The organism is Caballeronia grimmiae (assembly GCF_022879615.1).
GTDB lineage: Bacteria > Pseudomonadota > Gammaproteobacteria > Burkholderiales > Burkholderiaceae > Caballeronia > Caballeronia grimmiae.
The window spans coordinates 319,567-333,917 of the sequence record NZ_CP084272.1 but is presented as its reverse complement, the minus strand read 5'-3'; the positions used below and the strand labels follow the sequence as shown (position 1 = coordinate 333,917).

General features: G+C 64.6%; 11 protein-coding genes. 2 read left to right on the top strand and 9 right to left on the bottom strand.

The genetic code is table 11. The features are described 5' to 3' along the window. Positions 1-25: 25 nt before the first annotated feature. Positions 26-1,024, top strand: coding sequence for a porin (locus LDZ21_RS15175; protein WP_244795864.1), 999 nt, complete (start codon positions 26-28; stop codon positions 1,022-1,024). 22 nt (positions 1,025-1,046) lie between these two features. On the opposite strand, the gene LDZ21_RS15170 is transcribed toward LDZ21_RS15175, so the two are convergent. After that, the gene (locus tag LDZ21_RS15170) at positions 1,047-1,724 is read right to left on the bottom strand and encodes an HAD family hydrolase (protein WP_244795640.1); all 678 of its coding nucleotides are present in this window, start codon (positions 1,722-1,724) and stop codon (positions 1,047-1,049) included. Between the two features lie 300 nt (positions 1,725-2,024). On the opposite strand from LDZ21_RS15170, the gene LDZ21_RS15165 reads away from it, so the two are divergent. After that, entirely contained in the window at positions 2,025-3,296 is a 1,272-nt protein-coding gene (locus LDZ21_RS15165) for an MFS transporter (protein WP_244795863.1), read from the top strand. 69 nt (positions 3,297-3,365) lie between these two features. On the opposite strand, the gene kdpE is transcribed toward LDZ21_RS15165, so the two are convergent. The 8 genes from kdpE to LDZ21_RS15125 all read right to left on the bottom strand — a co-directional run bounded on the left by kdpE (position 3,366) and on the right by LDZ21_RS15125 (position 14,273). Continuing rightward, positions 3,366-4,064, bottom strand: a complete 699-nt coding sequence (gene kdpE, locus LDZ21_RS15160; RefSeq protein ID WP_244795639.1) for a two-component system response regulator KdpE — start codon at positions 4,062-4,064, stop codon at positions 3,366-3,368. Between the two features lie 82 nt (positions 4,065-4,146). Beyond that, on the bottom strand, positions 4,147-6,939 hold the full coding sequence (locus LDZ21_RS15155) for a DUF4118 domain-containing protein (RefSeq protein ID WP_244795638.1): 2,793 nt from the start codon (positions 6,937-6,939) through the stop codon (positions 4,147-4,149). Between the two features lie 29 nt (positions 6,940-6,968). Then, a complete protein-coding gene (gene kdpC / locus LDZ21_RS15150; protein WP_244795637.1) occupies positions 6,969-7,544 on the bottom strand; it encodes a potassium-transporting ATPase subunit KdpC in 576 nt (191 codons plus the stop codon). Between the two features lie 31 nt (positions 7,545-7,575). After that, positions 7,576-9,660 (bottom strand): potassium-transporting ATPase subunit KdpB, encoded by a 2,085-nt coding sequence (gene kdpB, locus LDZ21_RS15145; RefSeq protein WP_244795862.1) that lies wholly within the window; start codon positions 9,658-9,660, stop codon positions 7,576-7,578. Positions 9,661-9,745: 85 nt separating this feature from the next. Next, positions 9,746-11,554, bottom strand: coding sequence for a potassium-transporting ATPase subunit KdpA (kdpA, locus tag LDZ21_RS15140; protein ID WP_244795636.1), 1,809 nt, complete (start codon positions 11,552-11,554; stop codon positions 9,746-9,748). After that, positions 11,551-11,646 carry a K(+)-transporting ATPase subunit F gene (gene kdpF, locus LDZ21_RS15135; RefSeq protein WP_035965954.1) on the bottom strand — a complete coding sequence of 32 codons (96 nt, stop codon included), beginning with the start codon at positions 11,644-11,646 and terminating at the stop codon, positions 11,551-11,553. Before kdpF ends, kdpA begins: the two co-directional genes overlap by 4 nt. 535 nt (positions 11,647-12,181) lie before the next feature. Continuing rightward, positions 12,182-12,826 (bottom strand): response regulator transcription factor, encoded by a 645-nt coding sequence (locus LDZ21_RS15130; protein ID WP_244795635.1) that lies wholly within the window; start codon positions 12,824-12,826, stop codon positions 12,182-12,184. Further along, a complete protein-coding gene (locus LDZ21_RS15125) occupies positions 12,807-14,273 on the bottom strand; it encodes a sensor histidine kinase (protein WP_441301349.1) in 1,467 nt (488 codons plus the stop codon). The genes LDZ21_RS15130 and LDZ21_RS15125 overlap by 20 nt, the downstream gene beginning before the upstream one ends. Positions 14,274-14,351 lie beyond the last annotated feature (78 nt).

Genomic DNA, 14,351 nt, shown 5'->3' with positions numbered 1-14,351 from the left:
CCCTTTTGCGACGCGCTCTGTTTCGATGTGCCTGACCGTGGTGTGCGGCATCTGCACATCGGCGGTTCACGCACAAAGCTCGGTCACGCTATATGGCGTCATCGATACCAGTATCGAAGTCACCAACCCCGGTTCATCGTGGACACCGCGCATGGACTCGGGCGCGTATCGCGGCTCGCGGTTCGGCGTGCGCGGGTCCGAAGCACTCGGCTCCGGCACGCGTCTCCTGTTCGCTCTCGAGAGCGGCTTCAGTTCCGCCGACGGCACCATGTCCACCGCAGGCACGCTCTTCAATCGCCAGGCGTGGATCGGCGTGGGCGCACCGTGGGGCGAAGTGCGCGCGGGCCGTCAGTACTCGCCGATCTACATTCCGTTCAAGGGGCAACTGGATGCGTTCGGCGCGGGGACCATCGCATCCGGCCTCAACAATCTGTCGAAGATCACGCCGTACACGAATAACGGCATCGCGTACCTGTCGCCGGATCTGCACGGGTTCACGATGACCGTGATGATCGCACTGCGCGACAGCGGCAGCGGTAACGGCTTGTCCGGCGACTATGAAACGTTCGCGTGGCGTCACGGTCCGCTGCGTGTGTCCTACGCGCATCAGCAAACGCATGGTGGTGCGACCACACTGCGATCCAATCTCGGCGGGGTTTCATACCGGCTCGGCCACGCGACGGCCTTTCTGTCGTTCTTCAATGGCGATGGCGGTTCGCCGCGCTATCACGACGACGGTCTGTCCGCATCGATGCGCTATGCGTTCAGCCCGCGTCTGCGGGCTTCAGTCGGCTATGCCTATGCGCGCGACCGCTCGGGCGGCGGCAACGACGCGGACCAGTTCAGTCTTGCCTGCGAATACGATGTATCGCCGAAGCTGATGCTGTACGCGAGCGGCGCGATGCTGCGCAATCGCGGCAATGCGACGTTCACACTGCGAGGCGTCAATGTCACCGGCCTCCCGCCCGCTTACCCCGGTGCGCCGGTTCGCGGGGTGCAGGTGGGAATGATCGACCGGTTCTAAGAGAAGGCCCGCGATAGTTCGGTTACCTGTCCATCTCCGGTAACTTCGACAGCGGGATTGCGTTCAAACCAAGTTCCGCCGCCAGTTCGTCCGGCGAACGCACGATGTGCGCTTCGGGCGGAAAGAGCGCGGCGGCATCGTCATCGACGGGCCAGCCGATTACCCGCATGTTGGCGGCGATCGCGCCGCCCGCACCGGTCGGGCTATCTTCGACAGCAACGACCTCTTCGGGCGGGAGACGCAGCAGCCACGCGGCGCGTTCGTACGGCTCCGGGCTCGGCTTGCCGTGACGCACGTCATTGACGCTGACCGTGATGAGCGAAGGATCTTCGATGCCGAGCGAGCGCAGGTTCGCTTCGAGCAACATGCGCGACGCATTCGATACGATCGCCTGCGTCATGCCCGCCGCCTTCGCCTTGCGATACACCTCCAGCGCGCCGGGACGAGGCACGAGCCGTGGCGCGCCGTTCAGATACGCCCGCGCACGAAACGCGGACCATTCGCTGAAGTCGACCGACAGCCCGAAGCGTTCACGCACGAGCGCATGCACTTCGCGGCCGGTTTTGCCGAAGACGAGCGGATGCAGTTCATCGCCCGCTTCTACCCCGTGACGCGCCAGCGCCTCGACGAGCGTGGCCAGATGCAGTGACTCGCTCTCGATGAGCGTGCCATCCATGTCCCACAGAATTGCCTTGATCAAAGCGTGATTATCCTTGTCGTGCGTGCGCTGCAGGCGCGTATGCGTCGGGCGCGTGGAGATATGCATAGTCGAACGTGACGAGGGTGCTGACGGCATCGCCAGACTCGCGAATGGTCCGTTTGCGGTGTCCGAAAGACAGTGGAGCCTATCACGCCGCGCGCCTCACTATCGGCAACGAATCCGTTCCTGAAGATTATTTCCAGTCGATAATGCGTCTGAACGCCGGTGACGATTCCGCTCACGGAACGCGCCGCGTCTGTTCACATCACAATAGAAACGAGGAGAGACTGAATGACCGATATGCCGAGCTTCTCGCTCGAAAAGACCGCACCGAGCCGTCGTGCGTGGCGAATCATCGTGGCTGCATCGATCGGCAATGCGCTGGAGTGGTTCGACCTGGTCATTTACGGATTCTTTGCCGTCACGATATCGAAGCTTTTTTTCCCCGCCGGCAGCGAGACTGTCTCCTTGCTGCTGACGCTAGGCACGTTCGGCGTCTCGTTCTTCATGCGCCCGCTCGGCGCGGTCGTGCTGGGTGTCTACGCGGACAAGGCGGGCAGAAAAGCCGCATTGACGCTGTCGATTCTCTTGATGATGATCGGCACCCTGCTTATCGCGGTCATGCCGACATACGCGACGATCGGCATCCTCGCGCCAGTCGGAATCGTCTTCGCTCGCATGATTCAAGGCTTTTCCGCCGGCGGCGAGTTCGGCAGCGCGACCGCCTTTCTTGCCGAACACGGTGGTCAACGCCGTGGATTCTTTGCAAGCTGGCAAGCGGCCAGTCAGGGACTCACTACCCTGCTTGCAGCTTTGGCGGGAACGTGGCTCACCACGGCGCTCACGCCCGAGCAAGTCCTGAGCTGGGGATGGCGATTGCCGTTTTTCTTCGGGCTGTTCATCGGCCCCGTTGCGTACTACATCAGGCGCAACATCGACGAAACCCCGGAGTTCGTCAGCACAGGAACGGCGAAGACGCCCCTTGCCGATACCTTCACGGATCAAAGGCAGCGCCTCATCCTGGCCATTGGAGCGGTGGTTCTGGGCACCGTAGCGACGTACCTGATCCTGTACATGCCCACGTATGCCGTGAAGCAACTGGGCTTGCCGGCATCCGCTGCGTTCACTGCCACCATCGCGACGGGCGTCATCCAGATGATCGGCGCGCCGTTCTTCGGCCACCTGTCCGACCGTATCGGCAGGACACGAATCATGATCGTGGCAGGCGTGTTCTTCCTCGTCTGCGCGTATCCGGTTTTTAGGCTGCTGCACGACCATCCGACACTCGGAGCGTTAGTCGGGGTGCAAATTTTCTTCGGGGTCGCCAACGCTGCCTATTTCGGTGCGCTGCCCGCGTTGCTGAGCGACCTGTTCCCGACGAAGAACCGCACGACTGGCATGTCCGTCGGTTACAACGTGTCGGTCACGGTGTTCGGCGGCTTCGCTCCGTTCATCATCACGTCGCTCATCGGCTTGACGGGGAATCAGCTTGCGCCGAGCTTCTATCTGATCGCGGCGGCCATCGTCAGCTTGTTCGCGCTGATGCATATCAGGAAGCTCGCGATGCAGTGAAGGAAGCTCTGTCCGGGCGGGCACGCACTAGCGTCGCCCGGCTGGTCCGTCGTTTCACGCCGGTATCCCTCACACCGCGCCGACCAGCCGGTATCCCACTCCCGTCTCCGTCACGATGTGCTCCGGCTGAGCGCCATCGCGCTCGAGTTTCTGTCGCAAGTGAGCCATGTAGATGCGCAGATAGTGCGGGCTCTCCACATGCGACGGCCCCCAGACTTCCAGCAGTAGTTGCCGGTGCGTCAACACGCGGCCCGCATGACGCACGAGCGTGGCAAGCAGGCGATATTCGATCGGCGTCAGATGCACGCTGTTGCCCGCCCTGGTGACGCGCCGCATCGCGAGTTCGACGGTGACATCGCCGAACGTCACCGCCGCCGATTCCCTCGCGCCCGCCTGATCGCGCCGGCGCAAGTGAGCACGGATACGCGCCATCAATTCCGATACGCCGAAGGGCTTCGTCAGGTAGTCGTCTGCGCCGGCATCGAGTGCGGCGACTTTCTGGTCTTCCTGCGTGCGCGCCGACAATACGATGACCGGCACAGCGGTCCATGTGCGCAGTTCGCGGATCACGTCGATGCCGTCCATGTCCGGCAGGCCGAGATCCACTATCACGATATCCGGCTTGCGCGTTGCCGCTTCGACCAGACCTTGCTGCCCGGTTTCCGCCTCGTGAACCGTCATGCCATGTGCTTCGAGCGACACGCGCACGAAGCGGCGGATCTGCTTTTCGTCTTCGATCAGGATCGCAGTATTCGGGGATTCGGGCATCGGGCGCTCGGACAGTTGACGCGGTGACTCAATGGTGATGCGTAATCGCAAGCGGGGCAATCGCGCCGATGCGTGCCGCTTTTTACGGGACCTGCGAGCGCGGCATCGCCTGCTGCCCGGTCGCGGGTCCTGTCAACGGCTGTTCTTCCGCGACATCCGGCGGCGTTGCGTTCGCGGGCAGCGTGAACCAGAACCTCGCGCCGCCCACCTGTCTGCCCGCCTCACGATTTTCCACGCCGATCTCGCCTCCGTGCGCTCCGACGATCGCGCGGCAGATCGCAAGGCCCAGACCGACGCCCGTTTGCGGCGACTCCTTCTCGCCGCGCGTGAACTTCTCGAAGAGTTGTGCCTGCGTTTCCATCGGAACGCCCGGCCCTTGATCGTCGACCCACACGCGCACCTGACGCCCGTCGGCGGTCTGTTCCGTTCTCGCGCCGATCTCGATGTCCGTGCCGCGCGGCGTGTATTTCGCGGCGTTCTCCAGCAGATTCACGAGCAACCGGTCCATCAGGACCGCGTCGAGTTGCAGCCAGGGCAGTTCCGGCTCGATATTCACGCGGATACGCCGCCCTTCGAGCGTGCGCCGCATCGTGGCCAGCGCCGCGCCGATGATCTCTTCGAGCATGAACCATTGCCGGTTGAGCCGAACTGTCCCCGACTGCAGGCGCGCCATGTCGAGCAGGTTCGTGACGATGCTGCTCATGCGCAGCGCTTCCTCGTGAATCGACTGGACGATCTCCTGAGCATTGTCTGCTTGCATGCCCCCTGCCCGGCCCTGCTCTTCCAGCACGGACGCGAACCCGACGATCGACGTCAGCGGCGTGCGCAGATCGTGCGAAACCGCCGACAGCAGCGAGTTCCGCAGGCGTTCCGATTCCATGCTGACCAGCGCATCCCGCGCGATCTCTACGTAATGGACGCGTTCGAGCGCAAGCGCGATCTGTGCGGCGAAAGTCTCGAGCATCCGGCGCTGCTCCGGAATGTCGAGATCGGACATGCGCTCGCTCACGAACGCGAGGACGCCTCGCGTGCGCAACGGCGCCCTGAGCGGAAGATAGAGCGCAGCGGCGGCAGGCAAGGTGTCGGTGCCGGAACCAGCCGGCTTTTGCTGATCGTAGACCCATTGCGCGACGGCCAGATCGACACTCGATGCATCGAGCATGACGTCCTTGTCAGGGTCGATCACCTTCTGCTGGACCTTCTCGGCGCTGTCGGGAAGAAGCATGAGCGTCTTCGCGTGGAAGACATCCGCGATGTGCCGCATGCCGATTTCGATGATCTGCTCGGTCATCAGCGCAGCGGCAAGCTCGCGGGTCATCGCGTACATCGCGCCGGTGCGCCGTTCGCGCAGCGATGCGACGCGCGCCTCGCGCCGAAGACTCGACGTCAGGTGGCTGATCGTGAGCGACGTCAGCAGCATGACTGCGAAGGTCAGCAGGTACTGGGTGTCGCTCACAGTGAACGACATCACCGGCGCGACGAAGAAATAATCGAAAGCAGCGACCGACACGAACGACAGCAACACGCCCGGCCCGCGCCCCAGCCGCACCGCAGCGAATATCACGCCCAGCAGATAGAGCATCACCAGATTCGTCAGCGCGAACTGGCGATAGGCGAGCACGCTTGCGACGAGCGTAATGCCCGCACCGATCGCGAGAGCGAAACCATAGGCGCGCGGCGGCGAACGCATGTCCTTCTGAAGCGCGGCGAACGAACGCGATGGCTGCGGCTGGCCTTCGCGGATGCCCGCCGGCACCAGCGTCACATCGATATCCGCCGCCTGCCGGACGATGCGTTCGCTCACGGATCGCGTGACATAGCGCCGCCAGCCTTGCGTCGATGACACGCCCGCCACCAGCTTCGACACGTTGCGCATGCGCGCATAGTCGATGAGCGTGGCGGCGGCATCGGCGCCCGCGAGCGTGACCGTTTCCGCGCCGAGTTCGGAGGCGAGCTTGAGGGCATCGAGCGTCCGGGCGCGCGCATCGTCGGAGAGCCGCTCGAGCGCGGGCGTCTCGACATAGACCGCGAGCCAGTCTGACTTCAGCGCGGCTGCAAGACGCGCCGCCGCGCGGACCAGCGCCGCGCTTTGCGGCCCCGGCCCCACGCAGGCGATCAGCCGTTCGCGTGCGCGCCAGATTCGATCGATCGACCGGTCGGCGCGGTACTCACGCATCTGTCCATCGACACGGTCCGCCGTACGGCGCAAGGCGAGTTCGCGCAGCGCGATCAGGTTGCCCTTGCGAAAGAAGTTGCGCACCGCGCTCTCGCCCTGTGTCGGCAGATACACCTTGCCGTTGCGCAGGCGGTCCAGCAGTTCCTCGGGCGGCAGATCGACGAGCGTCACTTCGTCAGCGCGATCGAACACGCGATCGGGCACCGTCTCCCACACGCGAATGCCGGTGATGCGCCCGACCACGTCGTTCATGCTTTCCAGATGCTGCACGTTGACGGTCGTGTACACGTCGATGCCCGCGTCCAGCAGTTCCTGCACGTCCTGCCAGCGTTTCGTGTGACGCGCGCCCTTGACGTTCGTGTGCGCGAGTTCGTCGACGAGCAGCAGTTGCGGTTTGCGCGCGAGAGCGGCGTCGAGGTCGAACTCCGTCAGCACCTTTCCGCGATAGTCGATGCGCGCGAGCGGCAAGGTTTCGAGGCCGTCGAGCAGCGCAAGCGTTTCGTGGCGGCCGTGCGTTTCGACCACGCCGACGACGACATCGCGCCCGTCAGCCTGCACCCGGCGCGCGGCCTGCAGCATCGCGTAGGTCTTGCCCACGCCCGCCGATGCGCCGAAGAACAGTTTCAGGCGCCCGCGCCGGCGCTTTTGCTCTTCGCGCTGGAGCTTGTCGAGCAAGTCATCGGGATCGGGGCGGGTCATCGTCATTGCTCGTGGTGGTCAAGGTGCGTTCACGGTCTGGCGGCATCCAGCGCAAGATTGACCTTTAGCACATTCACCCGTGGCTCGCCAATGAGCCCGAACTGGCGTCCCGCCGTGGCTTGCGCGACGAGCGCCTCGACCTCGGGCACGGTCATGCCGCGCGCCTTCGCCACCCGCGTCACCTGATACGCCGCCGCAGCCGGGCTGATGTCGGGATCGAGGCCGCTGCCGGACGAAGTGACAAGATCGACGGGCGGCGGCGTTGCGTTGTCGGGATCGGCGGCGCGCAGCGCATCGATGCGCGTCTTGATCTCGCTTTCGAGCGCCGGATTGGTCGGGCCGAGGTTGGAGCCGCCCGAACTGCCCGCGTTGTACGGATTCGGCGTCGTCGCCGAGAGCCGCCCCCAGAAGTATCGCGGCGCGTCGAACTGCTGTCCGATGAGCTCCGAGCCGGCCGTCCTGCCGTCGCGCTCGATGAGGCTGCCGTTGGCCTGATGCGCGAACGCAGCCTGGCTGATCGCGGTGACGACTGCGGGATAAATCAGCCCGGTCACGACTGTCAGCGCGAGGAACAGTACCAGCGCCGGACGAAGAAGGCTTTTCATGATGTCGCTATCCTTTGAAGTGATGCCCGGCTCAATGCCAGCCGAGCGCCGAAATGGCCATGTCGATCAGCTTGATGAACGGAAACGGCAGAACGATCCCGCCCAGCCCGTAGACCAGCAGGTTCCGGCGCAACAGCGACGCCGCCCCCAGCGCGCGATACTTCACGCCCTTCAGCGCAAGCGGAATCAGGAACACGATGATGAGCGCGTTGAAGATCACCGCCGACAGAATCGCCGACGACGGTGACGCGAGATGCATCACGTCGAGCATGCGCAATTGCGGATAGGTCGTCGCGAACGCCGCCGGGATGATCGCGAAGTACTTGGCCACGTCGTTGGCGATGGAGAACGTCGTCAGCGCGCCGCGCGTCATCAGCATCTGCTTGCCGATCTCGACGATCTCGATCAGCTTCGTCGGGTTCGAATCCAGATCGACCATGTTGCCCGCTTCCTTCGCGGCCTGCGTGCCGGTATTCATCGCCACCGCGACATCGGCCTGTGCGAGCGCGGGGGCGTCGTTGGTGCCGTCGCCGGTCATCGCGACAAGCCGCCCTTCCGACTGATGCGCGCGGATCGTGGCGAGCTTGGTCTCGGGCGTGGCTTCCGCGAGAAAGCCGTCCACGCCCGCTTCCGCCGCGATGGCCGCTGCCGTCAGGCCGTTGTCGCCGGTGACCATCACCGTCTTGATGCCCATCTTGCGCAGCTCGGCGAAACGCTCGCGGATGCCGCCCTTCACGATGTCCTTCAGTTCGATCACACCCAGCGCGCGCGCTTTGCCTTCGCTGTGCTCGGCCACCACCAGCGGCGTGCTGCCGCGACGCGCCACGTCATCGACCGCATGCTGCACTTCCTGCGGGAAGCGCCCGCCATGCTGCTCGACGTATTTCTTCACGGCATCGGCTGCGCCCTTGCGAATCTCGCGGTCCGGCGCGCCGGGGAACGCCTTGCCGGGCGACAGATCGACGCCGCTCATGCGCGTCTGCGCGGTGAACGCGAGGAACGTCGCGTGAAGCGCCGCCATGTCGCGCTCGCGAATGCCGAACTTCTGCTTGGCCAGCACGACGATGCTGCGGCCTTCCGGCGTTTCGTCCGCGAGCGACGCAAGCTGGGCCGCGTCCGCGAGATCGCGTTCGTCCACGTCCGGCGCGGCGGTGAACGCCGACGCCTGGCGATTGCCCAGCGTGATCGTGCCGGTCTTGTCGAGCAGCAGCACATCGACGTCGCCCGCGGCTTCCACCGCGCGGCCCGAAGTGGCGATCACGTTCGCCTGCATCATGCGGCTCATGCCCGCGACGCCGATCGCCGACAGCAGCCCGCCGATCGTCGTCGGGATCAGGCAGACGAGCAACGCGACCAGCGCCGTGATCGTCACGACATGCCCTTGCCCCGCCGCCTCGACCGAGAACATCGAGAACGGCAGCAGCGTGGCCGTCGCGAGTAGCAGCACGAGGGTCAGCGCGACGAGCAGGATCGTCAGCGCGATTTCGTTGGGCGTCTTTTGCCGCTTCGCGCCTTCGACCATCGCGATCATGCGGTCGAGAAACGCTTCGCCGGGATTCACCGTGATGCGCACGACGATCCAGTCGGACAGCACGCGCGTGCCGCCCGTCACCGACGAAAAGTCGCCGCACGACTCGCGGATGACCGGCGCAGATTCGCCGGTGATCGCGGATTCGTCGACGGAAGCGACACCCTCGATGACATCGCCATCGGCGGGAATGACGTCGCCCGATTCGACCAGCACGACATCGCCCTTGACCAGGTCGGTCGATGTCGTGATGCGGATGGGCGACTTCGGATGCGGCTCGTTCAGCTTCTTCGCCATGACGTTGTGCTTGGCGCTGCGCAGCGACGCGGCCTGCGCCTTCGAGCGCCCTTCCGCGAGCGCCTCGGCGAAGTTGGCGAAGAGCACCGTGAACCAGAGCCACAGCGCGATCGCCAGAATGAAACCGGCGGACGACTCCGCCTGGCCGGCGAGCGCGGCGATCCACAACACGGTGGTCAGGATGCTGCCCACGTACACGCAGAACATGACGGGGTTGCGCAACTGCGTGCGCGGGGCGAGCTTCCGGAACGAATCGACGATCGCCGGCTTCAGCAGCGCCGGGTCGAACATCGAAAGAGCGGCCGTCCGCACGCGCCCCGATTGGCCGGGAGCGGGCAGCGGCGTTTGCGTCTGTTGAGTCATGCTGTCCTCAAAATCAGTGGCCGTGGACCATCGTGATGTGCTCGACGATCGGTCCGAGCGCGAGCGCGGGAATGTAGGTCAGCGCGCCAACCAGAAGCAGCGTGCCGAGCAGCAGCACCACGAACAGCGGTCCATGCGTGGGCAGCGTGCCCGCCGTGACGGCGAGGCGCTTCTTGGCCGCGAGCGACCCTGCGATGGCGAGAATCGGAATGAGCGTGCCGAAGCGTCCGAACCACATCGCGATGCCGAGCAGCACGTTGTAGAAGGGCGTATTCACCGAGAGACCGGCGAACGCGCTGCCGTTGTTGTTGGCGGCCGAGCTGAACGCATACAGCACTTCGGAGAAGCCGTGCGCGCCGGGATTGGCGATGCCGGCCTTCCCCGCCGCCGTCAGCACGGCGATGGACGTCCCCGCCAGCACCAGCAGCGGCGTCAGCAAAATGACGATGGACACCATCTTCATCTCGAACGACTCGACCTTCTTGCCGACGTACTCGGGCGTGCGGCCGATCATCAGTCCCGCGACGAACACCGCGAGAAGGGCGAATGCGAGCATGCCGTAAAGACCCGAGCCGACGCCGCCGAAAATTACTTCGCCGAGCTGGATCAGCAGCATCGGCACGAGGCCGCCGAGCGGGGTAAGCGAATCGTGCATGCCGTTGACCGCGCCGCACGAAGCCGCCGTCGTCGCCACCGTGAAGATGCCCGACTGCGCGATGCCGAAGCGCGTCTCCTTGCCTTCCATGTTGCCGCCTGCCTGCAGCGCGAATGCCTGGGTATCGACCTTGAGCGACGCATAGACTGGATTGCCGGCCTGCTCCGACGCGATCTCGCTTCCGCAAGCCACGGCAAACGCGATGGTCATCGCCGCGAGCACCGCATAGCCTTGCCGCGCGTCGCCGACCATGCGCCCGAACACGACGCATAGCGCAGCGGGGATGATCAGCATGGCGAGCATCTGCAGGAAGTTGGAGAGCGGCGTCGGGTTCTCGAACGGATGCGCCGAGTTCGCATTGAAGAAGCCGCCGCCGTTGGTGCCGAGCATCTTGATGGCTTCCTGCGATGCGACCGGGCCCATCGGCAAGGTCTGCTTGTCGACCTTGATGTCCTGCATCACGGGGCCGCCCGCCGCGTCCTTCATCGCGTGGCCCTCGGCGTCCGTCTGCGGCGCCTGATACGTGGTGACTTGCAGCGTCGGCACGTCCTGATAGGCCCTGAAGTTCTGAATCGCTCCCTGGCTCACGAAAACGAGCGCGAAGATCACCGCGAGCGGCGCGAGGATAAAGAGCGTGGTGCGCGTGAGATCGACCCAGAAATTGCCGATGGTCTGCATGCCGTGACGCTTGAAGCCGCGAATCAGCGCAGTCACAACCGCGATGCCGGTGGCCGCCGAGACGAAGTTCTGCACGGTCAGCCCGAGCATCTGCGCCAGATAGCCGAGCGTGCTTTCGCCGCCGTAGTCCTGCCAGTTCGTGTTGGTGACGAAGCTCAAGGCCGTATTGAACGCCGCATCGGGCGTCATGCCGGCCATTCCCTGCGGATTCGCCGGCAGCATGCCTTGCAGACGCAGGATGCCGTAGAGCACCAGCGCGCCGAGCACGTTGAACAGCATCACGGCGAGCGCATAGTGTTTCCACGACATTTCGACGCCGGGATCCACGCCGGCGAGCCGATACAGCAGCGACTCCACGGGGCGGCCTAACTTGCGCACGACGGCCGATGAACCGTCGAGCACGCTGGCCATGTAGCGTCCAAGAGGAATCGCCAGGCCGATCAGCGCGACGATGAACACGGTCATCTGCACTATCGCGTTGGTGCTCATTCGAGGTCCTCCGCACGAAGCAGCGCGTACACGAGGTACGCGAAAAGCAGCAGCGCGGAGGCGCTTGCCAGCCAGATCATCCACGCGTTCATGGATGACCTCCTGTCGTGCGGCGGCTCAATCGCTCGCAGCCGCTCGTGAGTGCCGCGCACAGTCCCCAGACGAGGACGATGCCGGCGAGGTAGAGCAAGTCCATTGCCGTGTTCTCCTTCGAAGCAGTTCAAGACAGGCTGGAGCGTACGAGAAGGGGCGTAAAGGACTTGAGAAGAGATGAAGCGGAGATATAAAAATCGTGTAAACGGACTTGATGGCCGCTGTGGAGCGTTATGTTTGGCGCGTTTGGAGTCGGACTGAGCTCTGCTGGCGATGCAGCAAGTCACACGTGACGCGAGCGCGTCAATGCAACGTGCGCGTTGGCGATTGGTTATGCTCGCGCGCTATGAGCGGCCGCTGCTGGCTTATTCGCGCCGCATTTCGCGTACGTATTGCGTTGAGTCTTAGGGCATAGCTTGCGAGCACGCGCTCGTGCATCTGCTGCGCGCTGGCGGCGAGCAGTGGCACGCGGCGTACCGGGCGATCAATCGACGACGGCAGCGCGCTGCGTCGCGCAATGCCGCCCGCGTCCGATCAACCCTGATTCGGCCCGACGCCCAACGCCTCTGCCTTGCGAACCAGATCCGCGAGCGACCGGGCCTGCATTTTCTTCATCGCCTGTCCGCGATGAATCTTGACCGTGATCTCGCTGAGGTTCATCTCGGACGCGATCTGCTTGTTCATCAGTCCCGCCACGACGAACGCCATTACTTCGCGCTCGCGCGGCGTCAGCGATCCGTAGCACACCCGCAGATCGGCGACGGAGCGCCGCGACTTGCGCCGTTCTTCGTCGCGGGCGAGCGCGTTAGCGACGGCATCGAGCATGTCCTGGTCGCGAAACGGCTTCGCGAGGAAGTCCTGCGCGCCGGCCTTCATCGCCTTGACCGTCATCGCGATATCGCCGTGCGCGGTCATGAAAACAATCGGCACGCCGAGTTCGCTCGCCGCGATCTGCTCCTGCACCGCAAGCCCGCTTTGCCCTCTCAGGCGCACGTCGAGAATCAGACAGCTCGGCACGTCCGGCATCTCGCACGCGAGAAACTCTTGCGCCGATGCGAAGGTCCGCACGTCGAGTCCAACGGAACGCAATAACATGCCGACGGCATCGCGCATGGAGTCGTCATCGTCGACGACGTAGACCATCGCATTGCTCGCGGCGTTATCCAGCCGGCTGCTCATCACATGTCTCCCTGTCGACGGGCAGAATGAATTGCAACGACGCACCGCCTTGCGCGGCGCCTTCCGCCCAGATGCGGCCGCCATGCGCCTCGACGATCGACCGGCAGATCGAAAGCCCCATGCCCATACCATCCGCCTTGGTCGTGAAGAAGGCGTTGAAGATGCGCCCCGCGCTCTCCTCGCCGATGCCCGGACCCGAATCCTCGACGATCACATGCGCATGATTATCGTCGAACGTGCGCGTGGCAACGTGCAGGCGCCGCGGCGTGTTCTGGCCAGCCATCGCCTGTGTGCCGTTCATGATGACGTTGATGAGCACCTGCTGCAACTGGACCCGGTCGCCGCATACCACAGGCGATGGCTCCGCAAGCTGCACACGCACGGCCACGCTGTGACGGTCGAGTTCGCCGCGCACCAGTTCGAGCGCCTCTTCGACGGTTCCGTTCAGCGCGAACCTCGCGGCCGGCCCTTCGTGTTTCTTCGCCATCGCGCGGATGCGCTGGATCACGTCGCTCGCGCGTTTCGCATCGCGGATCATCTGCGTGATCGACTGCTTCGCTTCCGCGAGATCCGGCTGCGGCCGGTTTAGCCAGCGCAACGCCGCATCGCCGCACGTGACGATGGCCGCGATCGGCTGCGTCGTTTCATGCGCGATCGAAGCCGCGAGTTCGCCGAGCATCGAAATGCGCGTCACGTGCGCGAGTTCCGCCGTCGAGCGCGCGAGCGCTTCCTGCGCGAGCGTCGTCTCGGTGATATCCATCAGCGCGCCGACGTACTCCAGCTCGCCGCTTCGCTGCATCACATGCGCGACGTAATGCACGTGCTTGATGGCGCCGTCGGGCATTCGCAGCCGATGTTCGACATCGATCACCGGCGCACCGCCCCTCTCGTTTTCGTATGCGTTGCGCACGAGCGCGAGATCGTCGGGATGCGTGCGCGCGAGAATCGCGTCGATGGATGGCGTCACGTCGCGCGTGTAATCGAAGATGCGATAGGCCTCGTCGGACCACCACATCGTGCCTTCGGGCAAACGCGTCGCGATGCTGGCGGTGCGGCTCAGGCGCTGCGCATCGAGCAGGAACGCTTCGGTGCGTTCGAGCGCCCGTTCGGCCTGCTTGCGCTCCTCGACTTGCTCGCGCAGGTCGGCCGTCGCGGTCTGGTTCCTCAACGCGAGATAGGAAGTCGTCGCGATCGCGAGCAGGCTCACCGCGCAACGGGCGATCGCGCCGGTCGACACCGAGTCGTCGTGAGAGAGGGCGAAGCCCGCGAGCGTCAGGAGCACGCAGCCCCATGCCGCGCGGACCGTTGCCGTGCGCCCGCCCGACGACGCGACGAGCAGCACGACGACCACGTAAAACACGGCGATCGCGATGTCGAGCGGCGTGAGCGCGTCGATCAGGAAAACCGTGAGAGCAAGAGCGCCGGCGAGCGCCCATGCGATTCGCACCTCGGGGCGCAAAGGACTGACAGACTCGTTTGGTTGGCCGCGCGAATCGGCCGGACTAAGCGGTTTATGCATGGGCAG